At 31.1% G+C, this 18,060-nt stretch carries 14 protein-coding genes; 3 read left to right on the top strand and 11 right to left on the bottom strand.

What is annotated here, in order from left to right:
* Positions 1-185 precede the first annotated feature (185 nt).
* The gene (locus HW119_RS04365; RefSeq protein WP_177761515.1) at positions 186-860 is read right to left on the bottom strand and encodes a response regulator transcription factor; all 675 of its coding nucleotides are present in this window, start codon (positions 858-860) and stop codon (positions 186-188) included.
* Positions 857-1,618 (bottom strand): sensor histidine kinase, encoded by a 762-nt coding sequence (locus HW119_RS04360; RefSeq protein ID WP_177761513.1) that lies wholly within the window; start codon positions 1,616-1,618, stop codon positions 857-859. The genes HW119_RS04365 and HW119_RS04360 overlap by 4 nt, the downstream gene beginning before the upstream one ends.
* Before the next feature lie 801 nt (positions 1,619-2,419).
* Between HW119_RS04360 and HW119_RS04355 the strand changes: the two genes are divergently transcribed.
* Positions 2,420-2,665, top strand: coding sequence for a VF530 family DNA-binding protein (locus HW119_RS04355; RefSeq protein WP_177761511.1), 246 nt, complete (start codon positions 2,420-2,422; stop codon positions 2,663-2,665).
* Positions 2,666-2,677: 12 nt separating this feature from the next.
* Here the strand turns inward: HW119_RS04355 and HW119_RS04350 are convergent, their stop codons facing one another.
* Complete coding sequence (locus tag HW119_RS04350) at positions 2,678-3,055, bottom strand: YchJ family protein (protein ID WP_177761509.1); 378 nt, start codon at positions 3,053-3,055, stop codon at positions 2,678-2,680.
* A 186-nt stretch (positions 3,056-3,241) separates the two neighbouring features.
* On the opposite strand from HW119_RS04350, the gene HW119_RS04345 reads away from it, so the two are divergent.
* Together HW119_RS04345 and HW119_RS04340 are read left to right on the top strand one after the other, a co-directional pair.
* Positions 3,242-8,236 carry a DUF4132 domain-containing protein gene (locus tag HW119_RS04345; protein WP_177761507.1) on the top strand — a complete coding sequence of 1,665 codons (4,995 nt, stop codon included), beginning with the start codon at positions 3,242-3,244 and terminating at the stop codon, positions 8,234-8,236.
* A gap of 65 nt (positions 8,237-8,301) precedes the next feature.
* Positions 8,302-8,718, top strand: a complete 417-nt coding sequence (locus tag HW119_RS04340; protein ID WP_255497995.1) for a hypothetical protein — start codon at positions 8,302-8,304, stop codon at positions 8,716-8,718.
* A gap of 17 nt (positions 8,719-8,735) precedes the next feature.
* On the opposite strand, the gene HW119_RS04335 is transcribed toward HW119_RS04340, so the two are convergent.
* From HW119_RS04335 to HW119_RS04300, 8 genes are all read right to left on the bottom strand, one after another.
* On the bottom strand, positions 8,736-8,963 hold the full coding sequence (locus HW119_RS04335) for a hypothetical protein (RefSeq protein WP_177761505.1): 228 nt from the start codon (positions 8,961-8,963) through the stop codon (positions 8,736-8,738).
* A 554-nt stretch (positions 8,964-9,517) separates the two neighbouring features.
* Positions 9,518-10,288, bottom strand: coding sequence for a hypothetical protein (locus tag HW119_RS04330; protein WP_218620388.1), 771 nt, complete (start codon positions 10,286-10,288; stop codon positions 9,518-9,520).
* An 84-nt stretch (positions 10,289-10,372) separates the two neighbouring features.
* The gene (locus HW119_RS04325) at positions 10,373-11,920 is read right to left on the bottom strand and encodes an acyl-CoA carboxylase subunit beta (protein WP_177761501.1); all 1,548 of its coding nucleotides are present in this window, start codon (positions 11,918-11,920) and stop codon (positions 10,373-10,375) included.
* Positions 11,921-11,980: 60 nt separating this feature from the next.
* On the bottom strand, positions 11,981-13,426 hold the full coding sequence (accC, locus tag HW119_RS04320; protein WP_177761500.1) for an acetyl-CoA carboxylase biotin carboxylase subunit: 1,446 nt from the start codon (positions 13,424-13,426) through the stop codon (positions 11,981-11,983).
* Between the two features lie 5 nt (positions 13,427-13,431).
* Positions 13,432-13,917 (bottom strand): acetyl-CoA carboxylase biotin carboxyl carrier protein subunit, encoded by a 486-nt coding sequence (locus HW119_RS04315; protein WP_177761498.1) that lies wholly within the window; start codon positions 13,915-13,917, stop codon positions 13,432-13,434.
* A 249-nt stretch (positions 13,918-14,166) separates the two neighbouring features.
* Positions 14,167-15,471, bottom strand: coding sequence for a cryptochrome/photolyase family protein (locus HW119_RS04310; protein WP_177761496.1), 1,305 nt, complete (start codon positions 15,469-15,471; stop codon positions 14,167-14,169).
* Entirely contained in the window at positions 15,464-15,925 is a 462-nt protein-coding gene (locus HW119_RS04305) for an SRPBCC family protein (protein WP_177761494.1), read from the bottom strand. Before HW119_RS04305 ends, HW119_RS04310 begins: the two co-directional genes overlap by 8 nt.
* Before the next feature lie 53 nt (positions 15,926-15,978).
* Positions 15,979-18,030, bottom strand: coding sequence for a M13 family metallopeptidase (locus HW119_RS04300; protein WP_177761492.1), 2,052 nt, complete (start codon positions 18,028-18,030; stop codon positions 15,979-15,981).
* Between the last annotated feature and the right edge of the window lie 30 nt (positions 18,031-18,060).

Raw genomic sequence — 18,060 nt, 5'->3', positions numbered from 1 at the left:
TCAATAAGTGGTTTAATACACGTGAACTATTTAATAACAAAAAAATAATTAAAAGGCATATCGCATTGGAAATATGCCTTATTAACGTCATAAGTGTTTTTTGGTATTTTTAATTCTGTATTTTTTGGTATGACAAATATAGAACGCGAGATTTTATTTTTTCTAAGGGTTTACCCTGATTTTTGTTATTTGTTATTATTTGTTAAAACAAAAAGACCATTTAAAATTGCAAAAACAACCATGCCAATAACATTTTTGCAACCGATTTTTTCCATTATTTTAGAACGATGTGATTCAACGGTTTTTACTGTAATAAATAAGTTTTCTGCAATCTCTCTTGTTGACATTTCTTTACAGATACAAGTCAAAACTTCGTTTTCTCGTTCAGAAAGTGAAATGTTGCTCCAAGGATTTTGACTTTTTGATTTACTGTTATAATATTCTTTAATCAAAAGCTGGTTTTCTTCATTCATAAAAACTTTATGATGATAAACCTGTTCAATCGCCTCAAATAATTCCTTTTTATCTGTGTATTTAGGAAGAAACGCAGAAATGCTATATCGAATCATATAGCCATACATGGATGAGTTGAATAATGACGAAAGTACAATAACACGTAAATCAATTTCATTTTGATTTATAATATCTAAAACTTCTAAACCTGTTAAAGGTTTCATGTTTAAATCAACTAGAGCTACGTCAGGTAATTCTTGAGTAGTTTTTAAATATTCTATAAAATCAATCGGATTACTCGCTTTAAATACAACTTTAAAATTAGGATTATTCCCAATCAAAGAAGCTAAGCCTTCCACAAAAAGACAGTCGTCATCTAATAAGGCTACATTTATGTTTTTTTTCATAGAACTATGATTAGTTGCGTTCCTTTGTTTAAACTTGATTTTAATTTGTATGTTGCATCGATGCTGCTTAATCGTGTTTCGATACCTGTTAATCCTATTCCTTTTTGTATTTCGTTTATATTAAATCCAATACCGTTGTCACTGACAACTACAAAAATTCGATTTTTAAATGTTCTGAAATGAATATTAAAAATAGTTGCTTTACTGTATTTAAGTGTATTTGTTAAAGATTCTTGGATTACTCTATAAAGTTGAATTTCTGTTAGTTTATCTTTGAATTTAATTTCAGTGCGATTCAGTAAATCAATTTTGAAATTACTTGTTCTATATTTTAGAGAAAGATCTTGTAGTGTGAAAATAATTCCAATATTTTCAATTTCAACAGGAAATAAATAGTGAGAAATGTCTCTGTTTTTATCAATGATTTTTCTAATATCATCTTTAATTTGTTTGATTGAATTACTTTCGTTGTCAGTCAAATTGTTTAAATTCAGAACAACAAGATTTAATTTATTACTAATTTGATCATGTAATTCAGAGGCGATTTCTTTTCGTTCTTGGTCCTGAATTTCGATAATTGCGTTTTTTAAATTTTGTTCATTTTTTATTTTTTCGTCAAAAAGAGCTTGTTTTTTCTCCACAGCTTTTTTATAACTAACTTTTATTAAGGTAATAATAAAAAACAATAAAACTAAAAAGATAATTAAAATGATAAAAAGCCAAGTAATTACACTTTCTGGAGTCTTCCAAATTTCCATATTTGATAAATTATAATACTAAAAAATACACTAATATTTAAAACATTTACAATCCAAACGACATATACTCGTATATCTTTGTAATTTATTAAAATATTTAAAGGTAAAAACAACAACGAGTTGATAACTAAATAAGAGAGTAGGGCGTACAATATTTTGTTTGATGGTTCAAATTGATCTTGTTTTAATTTTTCTACTATAATAACAAGCGATGTTACTAATAAAAAAATAGAATTTATCGACCTAGAATAGGCTTGAAACATATCAAAATTTGTATAATCAATGTTTATAATTTCATAAATATTAAATAAAATTAAAAGCGAAAATATAAAATCAAAATATTTACTATATGGATTTTTGTAAGTTTTCAAAAAAATATAAATCAAAATCAATTCAGCAATCGCATAAGTATTTAGAAAAATTAAATTGCTACCGAAAATTTTTGCTGAAGCATAGCTTAAAATCTCGCTAAGAAGCGAATACATCAATAAAAAGGTTAGTGTCTTAAAACCTGAATTTAATTTTTTAAAATAATACAAACCAACAATTATTCCAACAAAAGTTATTATGGGTAATAATAAATAGAAGTTGTTTAGAAATACAAAATATTTTGACATTAAATTGAAAATTAATACTTTTTGTTATGTTAAAATTAGTTTTTTGTTTTAATAAAATTGTTTTTGTTCTTAAAAGTGTAAAATTACATAGATTTTTGTTTACTTTATAGATAAATCATCTGTAATTATATATTTTAGTTAATGATTTATTTAAAGCTATCTTTGTGTAAAATACGCACGAATCATGGAAATATCAAAAGATCCATTACACGGAAAAAAATTAATCGATATTTTAGAAGAATTGGTTGAATATTATAAGGGTTTCGAAGGTTTAGGTAATCAAATTCGAATTCGATGCTTTACGCATGATCCAACTATAAATTCTTCATTGAAATTTCTTCGAAAAACGCCGTGGGCTAGAGAAAAAGTAGAGCTTCTCTATTTGTATGTTTTACGTCAAAAGGCTAAACAAAATAAGAATAATGAGTGAAATAAATTCGTTTTACTCCTCAAACTCTCCTGAAACATAAAACCATTTATCTCCCATTTTCTGAAAAACAGAAAGCTCTTGTTGTACTTGTTCGTTTCCATCTTCATCGATATAGAATGCTTTAAATGCTACTCTATTCAAAGAAGGTGTTGCAACAATCTCTAATTTTTGCCATTGATTTATTTCTCCCCATTCTTGTAAATCTGCCTTATTATGAAATTTTCGTTTTGCAGGAAGTGTAGTATTTATTAAGTATTCTCCATTCGGAATTGCAAACGCACTATATCTTGAACGCATTAAAGCTTCAGCTGTTGGTGCATTTTTTTCTTTTGTGTGATAAGGTTTGCAACAATCTTCATAATTGTTTCCTGAACAGCATGGACATTTCATTTTTGTTTTTTTAATTAGTTGCAAAAATAAGACATTATATTCAGAGAATTATTGAATTGTCTAAGTTGATTGATGATTCTATTTTCTAATTAAATAATCGATAAAAAATTAATAGTATTTGTTAAAATCGATTCGTATTTTAGTATTCAAAATTAGTATTGTCAACCAACTAAAAACTTTTATAAAATGATTCCAAGAGAACAAGTAGATTCCTTTTTGTCAAAGCAATCAAAAATTAATGTCAGTAAATCAGATTTAGAAAATTATACTGAGCCTTATAAAAATTTAGGTCTGATTATTATCAACAAGCGCAAATCAGAAAAACAATCTTCAGTTGAACTTTTCAAAGAACAATTCGGCGAAGATTCAAACATAAATCCGTGGGAAACTAATGAAGGTCAGAAATTAGCTTTGTTACTTTTCGGAGAAATTCGAGCACCCTACATTTCTGATATTTGGAATTCTTTAAACCAGCTTCCTTTTCAATCTGGATATTACAAAAGACCTTTCCGTTTGCCAGTTTCAGATGCACATATTTCAATAAAACTTCAAGAGTTGTCAGAGTTTTATAGTTTCGGAAATTCAGGAATTGCAAAATTAAGCATCAATGAACAAATTCAATATTCAAGTTATTATCCGTATCAAGAATTCGGTTTGTTTTTGGCGGCTGTTTTAGAAAAACATCAAGATGAATTTTATCCTTTATTAGAAGAAATCATTTTAGGTGAAGATGAAATTGGTGGTGTTTCTAGAGAAATTATCAAAGGATTATTGATTTCAGAAAATCCAGTGAATCATCTTTTGGTCGAAAAATTATTAATTGCCGCACAATTACAAGAAGGTTTAAGACAAACAATTCTTGAAACATTAGATTTTACTTCGGTTGTTGCGCTTAAACGTTTCATTAAAATTATTTTAGATAATAATTTAGCACGTTTTAGCAGTGTGGTTCGTGCGATTGATACTTGGTTTGGTTTTGGATGGGAAGCACCGAAAACAGCAACGGTTAAGCGGATTTTAGAATTGGCGGATTTGTATTTAAACGACCAAACGCAAATTGAAAATGCTTTAAAAAGTAAAGATAATTTAGAAGTTTATATCGCACTTTGGTCAAAAGGAATTTACCATGTTGACGAGGCAAACAAGTTGGCCTTTGATTTATTTTTTGACGAAAAAACTGATAAAATTAAACGATTAGTTTGTATGTTTTTTGTGTCAGAAACAAGAAGAACACGAACAGAAATTGTAGAATTTGCCGAAAAACATTTAGGTGAAGATATTGAAATCGATTATTGGATGTTACGAAATTTCCCTGATTTTGAACTTTCAGATTCATTATTTGAAAAAATGAAATCTTGTGCAAACTCGCTTCCTAACGACGGAAAAACTTTTGAAGATCGCGGTTTTTCTTGGGTGAAATACACGGTTAAACCAAGCTTTTTTTACGAGAAAATTTTAGATTACGCCAACGAAAAACAATTAATTGAACTTTCTCAGGATTTGAGTAAAATTTCATCTGATGTTCGCGAAAAATTCATGCGCAAAATTTTCCCAAATCATTATACATATAGTTGGTACTATGGTAATTCAAATAAAGATAAAACGGCTAAAGTTGAACTTGAAGAAAATTCTTGGAAACGAAATATGGCACGTCAAGCTATTTCAGACAGAAATGCTTCTGTATCTGCAACTGGTGTTACTTTGTTTAAAAAGATGGAATTGTTTGATGAAGACATCGAAATATTAGAAAATTTATTGAGCCGTAAAGGTAAAGATTTACGTAAAGCGAGTATTGAAATTTTGATTTCACAACCTGATACTCGTGTTCAAAAAAGTACGCAAAAATTAGTTACTTCTTCTAATCTTGACCAACGTTTAGCAGGTTTAGAAATGCTAACTATTTTAGATGAAACCGAACGTGTTCAAAGTTTTGTTGCGGACCAGGTTGCCATTTATAAAATAAGAAAGCTTTCTAAAAACGAACAAGTTTTTATCGATAAACTTACAAAAGTCACTACAGAATTTAATTATATAAATGGTTTCGGAGCTATCAATTACGAACATTTATCGCCATTAGTTTTACCACAAGAAAGATTTAAAAGACCTAAGAAATTCTTGGGATTGATACCTACTTCTGGTTTTTTATTTAAAGATTTAATTAACTCGGATAAAACCGTAAAAGAAGTAAATAGATTGATTGATATTTTCGAGAAAAATAAAGATTACGAATATCAATCAGAAGGTTGGCAAGGTGAAATTGAAACTACAATTCTGAAGAATAGATTAAATCGTTTAAAGAAAGTTACAGAAGATTTTTCTGCTGAAGATAAATTGAATAACCTTCCATTGGCAGAACTTTGGAAAGAATGGTATAATAAATCGAAACTTAATGATTTTGAATTATTTACAGTTACTCATTTCTGTAGAGCGCATTATGATGAACGAATAAAAAATCCAAAGTTATTTGAATTTAAACAAAATTATTTACCAAAATTCGAGAACATTAATTTTGATAAAGGTAATTACTATTGGAACAGTCGTACAAGTAAAATCGTTACAATCTTGGAACATATATTAGATGTTTATGCCGATAAAAAAATGCTTTTATCATATAAATTAGATGTTTTAGAAGATTCTATTTTTCATTTTCCTGAAGAATGTAAAACAATTAAATATAACGATGGAAGTTATTATTCAAAAACACATTGGACTTCTGTAATTCCAAGTTTTACTTATTACATCAACGAAAACGAAACTCCATTTTTTGATGCAGAACAAATGTTGCGTTTTTGGAATTTACAAATGTATCTTTTGGCACAAGAAATTGCGCAACCAGAAAACGTTGAAAAAATCCAAGATGTGATTCCGTATTTATCAAAAGTTTTAAATCCTGAAAAAAGAAACGATTTAGAAATTCCGTTTCCGTCCTTAACTTTAAAATTGTTTAACGATGGAAAAATCGGCAAAGATGATATGTTGTTTATTTCTCTTTTGAATAAAGATTTCTTTTATCTGCTTGACGGCGGACAAAATTATTATACCAAAAGATTTGAGAATTTCGAAATTCCTAAATTGAATGAAACTTTAAAAAAGAATTTGCTTCAAGTAGAACTTGAACGTGGCGAATTACCTACAGAAGCTTCAATCTACATCAACAGTTTGAACAAAATTGAAGGCATGCAATATTTCTTTGAGGTACTTCAACGCATGGGAAAAGATAATTTTGACCGCGGATATTCTTACGGAACCAACGTTTCTAAAAAGCATACTTTTAGTAAGATTTTAAAATTATGCGAAGCTTCTGATTTAGAAATGTATAAAGAGTTTTCTACTGAATTAGCACAAAATAAATTCGATAAAAAACGTTTGGTCGAAACAGCTTGTTATGCAACGCAATGGGCTGATTGGATTGGCGATTATTTAAAAATTAAAAGTCTTAAAGAAGCCGTCTGGTGGTTTTTGGCGCACACAACAGATTACATGAATGCCGAAAAAGAAACCATTATTTCACGATATTCTAATGTGCCTAAAAACGATTTTCAACAAGGAGCAATTGATATTGAATGGTTTCATAAAGTTTATAGCAACTTAGGAAAAACCAATTGGAAATTGGTACACGAAGCCGCCAAATATTTATCTGACGGAATGGGTTATCGTCGTGTAAAAATATATTCATCTGTGATGTTGGGCGAAATTAAAATTACTGAAACCATTGCTAAAATCACTGAAAAGCGAGATAAAGATTACGTTATGGCTTTAGGATTAATTCCGATTAGTAAAGCAAATCCTGAAGCAGATTTATTAAAACGATACAATCTTTTACAAACGTTTTTAAAAGAAAGTAAACAATTTGGTGCGCAACGTCGTGAAAGCGAGAAAAATGCAGTTGAAATTGGTTTAGATAATTTGGCTCGAAATGCTGGTTTTGATGACAGTATTCGTTTTAGTTGGGCGATGGAAGGAAAAGCGACTCAAAAAATCATGTCGAATTCTTTGCTTCAATTGGATGAAACTACAACCATTGAAATCAAAATTGATGACGAAGGAAAAGCCGATTTATTTATAACAAAAGATGGAAAAGAACAAAAATCAATTCCTACAAAATTTAAAAAAGACAAACGTTTAGATGAACTTAAAGAAGGAAAAACGTATTTAAACAAACAATTTTCAAGAACTAAGCAATCTTTAGAAAATGCAATGATTCGTCGCGATTCGTTTACGGTAGCCGAATTGCAAAAGATTATGGAACATCCGATTGTAAGAGCGATGTTAGGAAAATTGGTTTTGATTAATTTAAAAACTAACGATTCTGGTTTTTGGAAAGATGACCAAATCGTCAATTTAGATGGTAAATCAATAAAAACTAAAGAAACAGATACATTTGTTATTGCGCATCCTGCACATCTGTATCAGGCTGTACAATGGGATTTGTATCAGAAATATCTGTTCGAAAATGAAATCATTCAGCCTTTCAAACAAGTATTTAGAGAATTGTACGTTCCTACAAAAGATGAAATCGAACACAGCAATCGTTCGGAACGTTATCAAGGACATCAAATTCAAACGAATAAAACCGTTGCTTTGTTGCGTGGTCGTGGTTGGACTGTAAATTATGAAGACGGACTTCAAAAAGTGTTTCATAAAGAAGGAATTTGGGTTACACTTTATGCCATGGCGGATTGGTTCTCACCTTCGGATGTTGAAGCGCCAACTTTAGAATATGTTTGTTTTCATTCATTAAACGACAATAAAGTAGTTCCGCTAACAGAGATTAATTCGGTCATTTTTAGTGAAGTCATGCGCGATGTTGATTTGGTTGTAAGTGTTGCTCATGTTGGTGGAGTTGACCCAGAAGCAAGTCACAGTTCTATGCAAATGCGAGGCGTTTTGGCGCGAGAATCTGCACGATTGTTTAAGTTAGACAATGTTGAGGTTAAAGAACGTCATATTTTAATCAAAGGAAAATTAGGTGAATATTCGATTCATCTAGGAAGCGGTTTGGTGAGTAAAAACGGCTTACAATTATCGATTATTCCGGTTCACAGCCAACATCGAGGACGCGTATTTTTACCTTTTGTTGACGACGACCCAAAGTCAGCAGAAATTATTACTAAAATGCGATTCTTGGCTCAAGATGATAAAATCAAAGACCCAACGATTTTAGCTCAGATTAATAAATAATAAAAATAAATAGGATTAAACGGTTTCACTAAACGGTTTAATCCTGTTTTAAACGATTGAAATTTATGTCGATTATAACTTTACAATTGAAACGATTAGGTAAAAAGAAAATTCATTTGTTGGATTTTGAAATCGAAAAACAACCACAAACTTTAAAAGAACTTATTGAAGAATGCGTTAAAAGTGAAGTCAAACGTTATAATGAAAAACGTGAGGGAATTAGGTTAATGTCGTTTCTTTCACCAAAAGAAATTCAAGAACAATCCGAAACTGGAAAAATTGGTTTTGGCGATTTGAATAATACCGAACTAGCTCAAGTTGACCAAGCGATTGCAAATGCTTTATTAGCTTTTGAAGATGGTTTATTTGTCGTTTTTGTTGATGATGATGAAGTCAAATCTTTTGAAGAAAGTATTGATTTAAAACCCGATTCTTCAATTGCATTTATCCGATTAACTTTTTTGACAGGAACTTATTGGTAAATAAGTTCTTTTTTGTATTATAAAAATGTTTTGGTTTTAAAATCGACAATTAATTTGTTTTTAGAATCTATAAGTTTCATGTCAAGAAATGAAATCTTTTCATCCTGAGGATATTTTAAAAGAGTTTCTACTAAGTTCTTAGTAAAAATTTTTATTTCTTCAGGAGGGCTTGTTATGCCAAGATCTTGCATTTCTTGTCTAGTTTTGTAAATTTGTAAAAAGTGCCCTATGGTTAGTTGATGCATGATTTTTCCTTTTTATAAAAACCTATTTGATGAATGTTTAAAAACTTAGTTTTCAATTTATGATGATATGAAGACATTGATATTCTATCGGCTTCACATGTAGAATAAGCAGTAAAATATTCGAAGTTTAGTTTTTTATTGATAATCTATAGGATTCTTTTGATGTCCTTTTTCTTAAATTCTGACCGATTTATTGGCATAATAATTTTTCCATAAATTTACATTCTCCGTTTATAGCTCTTGTAAAAACTGGAGATCTATAAGCTACTTTATAATTGATTTTCTCTCATTTGTAAGCTATAAAATTCCAAGGAACGGATTCTTCATTACAATCTATAACTAAATAATCTACTCTGCAATCTCTCTCTTGCGAATTTACATTCGAAATAATTAATAGAAAAAATAATATTGTTAGTTAAACCTTCATTTTTATTGCAAAATACAAAGAAACCCGTTCAACTTTCACTGAACGGGTTTCTCATATCTAAAATCTAGTATCTCTTTTCTAAAAACTACAACGGAACATTTCCGTGTTTTACGGATTAGAAATTTCTCTAAAAATCTACATATATTTTTACATCAACCACTCGATATTCCTTTAAATTGAAAGGATTTATTAATACATTTTTAATTGAATTTTTACCTCTGTAAAAATGCTCTTTCTCATTCATACTCCAATAAAACCTATCTTTTAAAAAAATCAATTCTAAGTTTTCAATTTCTTTATTTAAATACTTTTTACCTAATTTTTTTAATTCACATATTGTTGTTTTCTCAAAAGGACTTACTTGTTGATAACTAGGATATTCAACACTGATTTTTAAATCATCATAATTTTCATATGCTATTATGATGGATCTTCTGTTTTCATTTAACCATCTTAAATCTTTATCAAAAGCGTATCCTATACAATATTTTACATTTTCAATAGGTTCAAAATAGTAATAGATTGAATATTTTGCTTTGCATATATTCAAATCTACTTTTGGACTGATATTTTTAAAATTTCCAATGCTATCATTGTATGTTTTTTCAAAACTACTAAATACAAGTTTCTCTTTAAAATAAGGGCTTGCATCTTTTAATATTGTATATCTAACTAAAGAGTCAATTATTTGGTAGTCATCTTTTACCAATTTTATATTTCGTTTTTTTAAAGTATCGTCTATATTTTTAAAGTCATTTGATTGTTTGTTAAACGTATAGGTTGGACAATTTAAAATATATTTAATATTTTCGAAAGTTCCGCTCATTAGTTTGTCATCACATTGAGAAAATACGATTTGACCGTAAAAGAAAATTATAAAGTACAATAACTTTTTCATAATGCAATATAATAAAAAAACCCGTTCAACTTTCACTGAACGGGTTTCTCATATCTAAAATCTAGTATCTCTTTTCTAAAAAGTCTACAACGGGATATTTCCGTGTTTACGATTAGGTGTAGCTACTTCTTTATTCTCTAACATTTTAAATGCTTTGATTAATTTACGACGTGTATCTTGCGGGAAGATTACCTCATCAATAAATCCACGTTGTGCAGCTTTATATGGATTAGTGAATTTATGAGCATATTCTGCTTCTTTCTCAGCTAATTTAGCTGCTGGATCAGCTGCTTCTGCAATCTCTCTTTTAAAGATAATTTCAGACGCACCTTTTGCTCCCATTACAGCAATTTCTGCTCCTGGCCAAGCATAGTTCATATCAGCACCAATGTGTTTTGAGTTCATAACGTCATAAGCGCCACCATAAGCTTTACGTGTAATTACGGTTACTTTTGGCACTGTAGCCTCAGATAAAGCATATAATAATTTAGCTCCATGAACAATAATTCCGTTCCATTCTTGATCTGTTCCTGGTAAGAAACCTGGTACATCTACTAATACTAATAAAGGAATATTGAACGCATCACAGAAACGAACGAAACGCGCTGACTTAATAGATGAATTCACATCTAAACATCCTGCTAAGAACATTGGATTGTTAGCTACAATACCAACTGATTTTCCACCAATACGAGCGAATCCAACAATGATATTTTCAGCGTAGTTTTTATGAATTTCAAAGAAAGAATCCTCATCGATAACGTTGTTGATTACATCGTGCATATCGTAAGGTTTGTTTGCGTTATCAGGAACAATGGTGTTTAATTGCTCACGTAACTCATTACCTAATTCGTATGGTAAATCTTCAACAACTTCTTGATTGTTTTGAGGAATATAACTTAATAAACGTTTTACATCTTCTAAACATTCTACATCGTTTGCAGAAGTTGTATGCGCCACACCAGATTTAGTAGAGTGTGTAGATGCTCCTCCTAATTCTTCAGCAGAAACCTCTTCGTTTGTAACTGTCTTAACAACGTTCGGACCTGTTACAAACATATAAGAAGTATTTTCAACCATCATAGTGAAATCGGTCATAGCAGGCGAATAAACCGCACCACCAGCACAAGGTCCCATAATAGCAGAAATCTGTGGAATAACTCCAGAAGCTTGTACGTTACGGAAGAAGATATCTGCATATCCACCCAACGAACGAACACCTTCTTGAATACGAGCTCCACCAGAATCATTTAAACCAATCATTGGTGCTCCCACTTTCAACGCCATATCCATAACTTTACAGATTTTTTCTGCATGCGTTTCAGATAAAGCTCCACCGAAAACAGTAAAATCTTGTGCGAAAGCATAAACCAAACGTCCGTTTACTGTTCCGTATCCTGTAATAACACCATCACCTAAGTAATGTTCTTTATCTAAACCAAAATCTTTGGTACGGTGTGTTACAAAAGCTCCGATTTCTTCGAAAGAACCTTCGTCAAAGAAGTATTCAATACGCTCACGAGCCGTTAATTTCTTTTTACCGTGTTGCGCTGCAATACGTTTTTCACCACCGCCTAATTTAGCTTCGGCTAATTTTTTATTTAAAATATCGAATTTTGTATTTGATTCCATTTGTATTCTTTTTTAGTTTAAGTTTTGTGAACTTTAGACTTTCAAACTTTAAACTTTAGACTATAACTTTGTTGGTACGCGTAAAACTTCTTGGTCAGCTAAATATTGTTTTAAAGCAATTAAAGCCGCAATTTCTGCTTCTTTAGCTTGTGCTTCTTTGATGATATCTGCACTGTAATATTTCTTAACAAAGTTTGTATCGAAATTTCCAGAAACAAATGCATCGTGCTCAAAAACAAAAGTTCCGAAAGGTAACGTAGTGCTAACTCCTTCCACTTTATAATCTTGAATCGCTTTTAACATTAATTGGATTGCTTCGTTACGGTCTTTACCATAAGTAATTAACTTAGATAACATTGGGTCGTAATATATTGGCACATCCATTCCTTGCTCAAAACCATTATCTACACGTACACCTTCACCAGTTGGTAAAATATATGTTTCTAAATTTCCAACAGATGGTAAGAAATCGTTTAATGGGTCTTCTGCATAAACACGTAATTCTAAAGCGTGACCTTTGATTTGTAAATCATCTTGAGTGATTGGTAACACTTCACCACGAGCTACACGAATTTGCATTTCTACCAAGTCAATTTCTGTAATCAATTCAGTAACAGGATGCTCAACTTGTAAACGTGTATTCATTTCTAAGAAATAGAAATTTTTGTTTTCGTCTAATAAAAACTCAACAGTACCAGCACCAACATAATCACAAGATTTAGCAACTTTTACAGCAGCTTCACCCATTGCTTTACGGATTTCTGGAGTTAAAACAGCTGAAGGAGCTTCTTCTACAACTTTTTGGTGACGACGTTGAACCGAACATTCACGTTCAAATAAATACACAACGTTTCCGTGCATATCTGCCATAACCTGAATTTCGATATGACGTGGAGAACCTACATATTTTTCAATAAAAACAGAACCATCTCCAAAAGCTGAAGTTGCTTCAGAAATAGCACGTTGCATTTGAGATTCAAAATCTTCTTCTTTCTCAACCACGCGCATTCCTTTTCCACCACCACCAGCAGAAGCTTTAATTAAAATTGGGAAACCAACTTCTTTAGCTACTTGTTTTGCTTCATCAATATCGGTAATTGCATGGTCTAAACCTGGAACCATAGGAATATCGTAACCTTTAACTGTATCTTTTGCAGCTAACTTATCTCCCATTACTTCAATAGCATGAGATTTTGGTCCGATAAATGAAATTCCATTTTTTTCTGCTAATTCAGCAAATTTTGAATTTTCTGATAAGAATCCGTATCCTGGGTGAATCCCATCTACATTTAATTCTTTACAAACTTCAATAATTTTATCTCCTAAAAGGTATGATTGATTTGAAGGTGCTTCACCAATACAAACTGCTTCATCAGCAAATTTTACGTGAGGCGATTGACGGTCTGCAACCGAATAAACAGCAACGGTTTTAATTCCCATTTTCTTTGCTGTTTTCATTACGCGTAGTGCAATTTCACCACGGTTTGCAACTAATATTTTTTTCATTGTGACTATTCGAATTCAATTAATAATTGGCCTTTATCTACAGCTTGTCCTTTTTCAACAGCAATCGATTTAATTACTCCTGAACGTGGTGAATCAAAACTGTTCTCCATTTTCATCGCTTCAAGAATCAATAAATTATCTCCTTCTTGAACCTCTTGACCAACAGCAACATTAATTTCTAAAATCAGACCTGGCATTGGAGCTTTTATCGCGTTAACGATTTTTGTTTTTCCAACTTCAAATCCCATTTCTTTAATCAATTGGTCTAATTGATTGGCTATTGAAACTTCGTATTCATTGTTATTAATAATCACCGTGTACTTTTTATTTATAAAGTCAGATGAAATCACTTCTGCTTTGTATGAAGTGTTGTTGTGCAATAGATGGTAGTTAGCCGCATCTAAAGAAACAGCATCTAAATCTGTGATTTGTTTTTCTGAAATCTCAAAATTGTTAGTTTGATTAACAGAAACTTTAAATGTGTTGTTCATTTTTTTCAGTTATATTAAAAATGTAAAATTTATCAAATTTCATAAATTATTTGTTTTTTACCTAATGTTAAATCATAAAATTCTAATAACTAAAGCTTTAAAATAACAAATCGTTAATACCAGATTAATCAATTTACTAAGATTATCGTTATGAATTTGATGAATTTTAAGATATAAATACGATATATAAAATTAATATTTGCATTTTGTTTGATTTTGTCAAAATAAAAAAATATAATTTTAATTATTTTATTGCAATGCTTTTTTATAAGTTTCTAAGGCCCGTTCTCTTGCTTCTTTATGCTCTACAATTCGATTATTAAATATTTGGTCATCAAATTCGGGAACCCATTTTTTTAGATATTTCAAGTCCTTGTCGAACTTTTTAACTTGTTCATCCGGATTGAAAATTCGGAAATACGGAGCTGCATCACAACCACAACCGGCTGCCCATTGCCAATTTCCGTTATTTAAAGCCAAATCGTAATCGTTTAGTTTTTGAGCAAAATAGGCTTCGCCCCAACGCCAATCAATCAATAAATGCTTAGTTAAAAAACTCGCTACCAACATGCGAACGCGATTATGCATAAATCCAGTAGTGTTTAATTCACGCATTCCAGCATCAACCAAACCGTAACCTGTTTGACCATCGCACCATTTTTGAAAAAAAGTTTCGTTGTTTTCCCACGGAATCGCATCGTATTTTGGTTTAAACGAATTGATTTCTACATGCGGATAATGAAATAAAATCTGCATAAAAAAGTCCCGCCAAATCAATTGATTCAACCAAGTTTCGTTTGATGTTCTCGCGAAATCAATACATTTTCGAACAGAAATGGTTCCGAAACGAAGTGCGATTCCCAAATGTGTGGTATGATTTTTTGATGGAAAATCGCGATGTTCGTTGTAATTTCCAATAATATCAATTTTCAATGTTGGTTCTTTAAAAACGATATTGGTTTTAGAAAATCCAATTTCTTCTAAACTATATTTTTTGAAATCTGATTTTTTAACCAATCGATTCAAATAATTTTCCGAATCGTAATAGGGCAAACCTTCTTCGTTTAAAAGCAATTTCCATTTTTTCGAATAAGGTGTAAAAACGGTGTAAGGCGTGTTATCTGCTTTTAGAATATCGTATTTTTCAAATCGAACTTGGTCTTTATAAGAATGAAAATCGATGGATTTAGTTTTCAAGAAATTTGCAACCTCTAAATCGCGATGAATCGCTTTGGGTTCGTAATCGTGATTGCAGAAAACGTTTTCGATATGATATTTTGTTGTTAACTTTTCGAAAGCTTCGATTGGTGAATTAAAAAAATGCTCGATTCCAGAATTAAATTCAGCTAGTTTTTTATCGATATTTTGTAGCGCTTGATGAATATAATCGACGCGTCGGTCTTGTTTATCTTCAAAACGATTTAGAATTTTTGGGTCAAAAATAAAAATAGGCAAAACTCTAACTCTCGAATTTAATGCTTGAAAAAGTCCGTGATTGTCTTCGATTCGTAAATCGCGACGAAACCAAAAAATTGCGATTTTTTCTTTATTCATTTTCAAAATGTTTTTGGATTTGTTTCGTTCTGAATTCAAATAATTCTTCAATTTTTTCCTTAACTAGAATACGATGTACCAGATTTCCTAAATATCCGAAAGGCAATTCGTACGTTATCAAATCGGTCATCAGAATACCATCTTTAATTTTTTCAAAAGTATGTAAATGATGCCATTTTTTGTAAGGTCCTTTGATTTGAATATCGATAAAACTTTTTTCATTTTCTACCGAAATTATTTTGGTTTTCCATTTCATCGGAATCTGAAACAACGGAGAAACCCAATAAGTTATCACTTGGTCTTTGTGAATTTGAGTTGGAAGATTTTCAGTTAATGTTTTGAAATGCATTTCGGGAGGCGTTAACGCATTGATGTGTTTTGGATTACTAAAATAATTCCAAACGGTTTTTAAGTCGCTTTTTATGAATTGTTTGTTCTCGAATGTAAAAATCATCTGATAAAATTAAGCATAAAAAAACTCTTTCCGAAAAAAGAGTTTTTAAAGTTTTACCAAATTCTTACACGTTGATCTGGTTCGATATATAATTTATCACCTGGTTTCACGTCAAACGCTTCGTACCAAGCATCGAAATTTTGTAACGGAACATACGAACGATAAATTCCTGGTGCGTGTGGGTCTGTCTTAACCTGAGTTTTTACATATTCATCTCTAGATTTAGTTCTCCAAATGGTTGCCCAAGAAATAAAGAAACGTTGTTCTGGAGTAAATCCATCAATTGGTTCTGGTTTGCCGTTTTTCTCATAAAACAATTTCAAACCTTCATAAGCAGCAGTAATTCCGCCTAAATCTCCAATGTTTTCTCCTAAGGTAAAATCACCATCCACATAAATACCTTCAAAAGGTTGTAAAGCACTGTATTGTTTAGATAACGATTTTCCTAAAGTTGTAAATTGTTCTAAATCTGAAGGTGTCCACCAATCTACCAAGTTACCATCAGCGTTGTATCTTGCTCCTGAATCATCGAATCCGTGAGAAATTTCGTGACCAATCACAGCTCCAATTCCACCGTAATTTACAGCTTCGTCTGCTTTGTAATCATAGAATGGAGGTTGTAAAATTGCAGCAGGAAACACGATTTCGTTATACATTGGATTGAAATAAGCATTTACCATTTGTGGCGGCATTCCCCATTTGGTTTTATCTACAGGTTTACCATATTCGGCAATGTTTTTAGCAACTTCCCAACGACCATAATTTACGGCATTTTGATAGTAATTACCTTTTTCAGGATTTTCGATTGTCAATTTAGAATAATCTTCCCATTTATCTGGATAACCAATTTTAATAGTCAATTTATTCAATTTATCTAACGCTCCTTGTTTTGTAGCTGGCGCCATCCAAGGTAATTTTTCAATTCGATTGCGATACGCTTGAACCACATTTTCAATCATATCTTGTGCTTTTTTCTTAGCTTCAGCCGGAAAACGTTTCTCAACATATAATTTACCTAAAGCTTCACCAACAGTTCCGTTTACAACATCAAGCGCACGTTCTTCAATCGGACGTTGCTCAGTTGCGCCAGACAATGTTTTTCCGTAAAATTCCCAATTTGCTTTGTCAATATCGGTAGTTAAATAACTCGCAGAATTGTTTAAAAGTGTCCATTTTAAATACAATTTTAAATCGTCCATAGATGTATTTTTTAAAATTCCATCTAAAGCTTTCATGTATCTAGGTTGTTGTACAATTACTTGGTCTAAGTTTTTGAAACCGGCTGTTTTAAAATAAGTTTCCCAATTAATTGCAGGATTCATTTTTTGAAGCTCAGCAATTGTTGTTGGGTTATATGATAAACGGTCGTCACGTTCTTCAACACGAGTAAAACGTGGTTGCGCCATTTGCTTTTCTAAAGCGACAATTTTCTTAGCCGCAACTTTTGCATCAGCTTCATTGTAATTGATGAATTGTAACATTCGAGCAATATGCTGTTCATACAAAGCTAACTTTTCTTTAGAATCAGCATCATCAGAAACGTAATAATCACGGTCTGGCATACCGATACTTCCTGGAGAAAGATAAACAGTGTTTTTGTTTGAATCTTGAGCATCTGAATAAACGTAGTTACTAAAGAATCCAACTCCGCCATCTAAAATAGACGCGTTGATTAATGCGTTTAAATCATCAAGATTTTTAAGATTATCAATTTTTTGTAAATCCGTTTGAATTGGTTTAACACCTAATTCATTTCTTTTTTTAGTATCTAAATAGGTTTTGTAAAAGTTAATTGCTTTACCTTCATCAGTATTATCTGCGTAATTATTACTTTCTGCAGCTTCTTTTAAAATAGATAAAACATCTAAATCAGTGTTGTAAGCCAATTCATTAAAACTTCCCCAAGTAGATTTATCAGCTGGGATTTCAGTTTTATCAAACCAAGCACCATTCACATAACGATAAAAATCATCACCTGGTTTTGCGTTTTTGTCCATGTATTCCAAATTAATACCGTGAACCATATTGTCTTCTGCTTCTTTTTTATTACAAGAAGCTGTTATTAAAACACTTGCAAGTAACGCAGATAAGATTAGTTTTTTCATAAAAAAAGTTATTTTAGGATTGAAAGGTAA

Origin of the sequence: Flavobacterium sp. I3-2 (genome assembly GCF_013389595.1) — a bacterium.
Taxonomy (GTDB): domain Bacteria; phylum Bacteroidota; class Bacteroidia; order Flavobacteriales; family Flavobacteriaceae; genus Flavobacterium.
This window is presented reverse-complemented; position numbering and strand designations above follow the sequence as displayed.

Excerpts from the sequence above, each read along its gene's own strand:
- HW119_RS04365 (WP_177761515.1), bottom strand. The coding sequence starts at position 860 with ATGAAAAAAAACATAAATGTAGCCTTATTAGATGACGACTGTCTTTTT.
- HW119_RS04360 (WP_177761513.1), bottom strand. The coding sequence starts at position 1,618 with ATGGAAATTTGGAAGACTCCAGAAAGTGTAATTACTTGGCTTTTTATC.
- HW119_RS04355 (WP_177761511.1), top strand. The coding sequence starts at position 2,420 with ATGGAAATATCAAAAGATCCATTACACGGAAAAAAATTAATCGATATT.
- HW119_RS04350 (WP_177761509.1), bottom strand. The coding sequence starts at position 3,055 with ATGAAATGTCCATGCTGTTCAGGAAACAATTATGAAGATTGTTGCAAA.
- HW119_RS04345 (WP_177761507.1), top strand. The coding sequence starts at position 3,242 with ATGATTCCAAGAGAACAAGTAGATTCCTTTTTGTCAAAGCAATCAAAA.
- HW119_RS04340 (WP_255497995.1), top strand. The coding sequence starts at position 8,302 with ATGTCGATTATAACTTTACAATTGAAACGATTAGGTAAAAAGAAAATT.
- HW119_RS04335 (WP_177761505.1), bottom strand. The coding sequence starts at position 8,963 with ATGCATCAACTAACCATAGGGCACTTTTTACAAATTTACAAAACTAGA.
- HW119_RS04330 (WP_218620388.1), bottom strand. The coding sequence starts at position 10,288 with ATGAAAAAGTTATTGTACTTTATAATTTTCTTTTACGGTCAAATCGTA.
- HW119_RS04325 (WP_177761501.1), bottom strand. The coding sequence starts at position 11,920 with ATGGAATCAAATACAAAATTCGATATTTTAAATAAAAAATTAGCCGAA.
- accC (WP_177761500.1), bottom strand. The coding sequence starts at position 13,426 with ATGAAAAAAATATTAGTTGCAAACCGTGGTGAAATTGCACTACGCGTA.
- HW119_RS04315 (WP_177761498.1), bottom strand. The coding sequence starts at position 13,917 with ATGAACAACACATTTAAAGTTTCTGTTAATCAAACTAACAATTTTGAG.
- HW119_RS04310 (WP_177761496.1), bottom strand. The coding sequence starts at position 15,471 with ATGAATAAAGAAAAAATCGCAATTTTTTGGTTTCGTCGCGATTTACGA.
- HW119_RS04305 (WP_177761494.1), bottom strand. The coding sequence starts at position 15,925 with ATGATTTTTACATTCGAGAACAAACAATTCATAAAAAGCGACTTAAAA.
- HW119_RS04300 (WP_177761492.1), bottom strand. The coding sequence starts at position 18,030 with ATGAAAAAACTAATCTTATCTGCGTTACTTGCAAGTGTTTTAATAACA.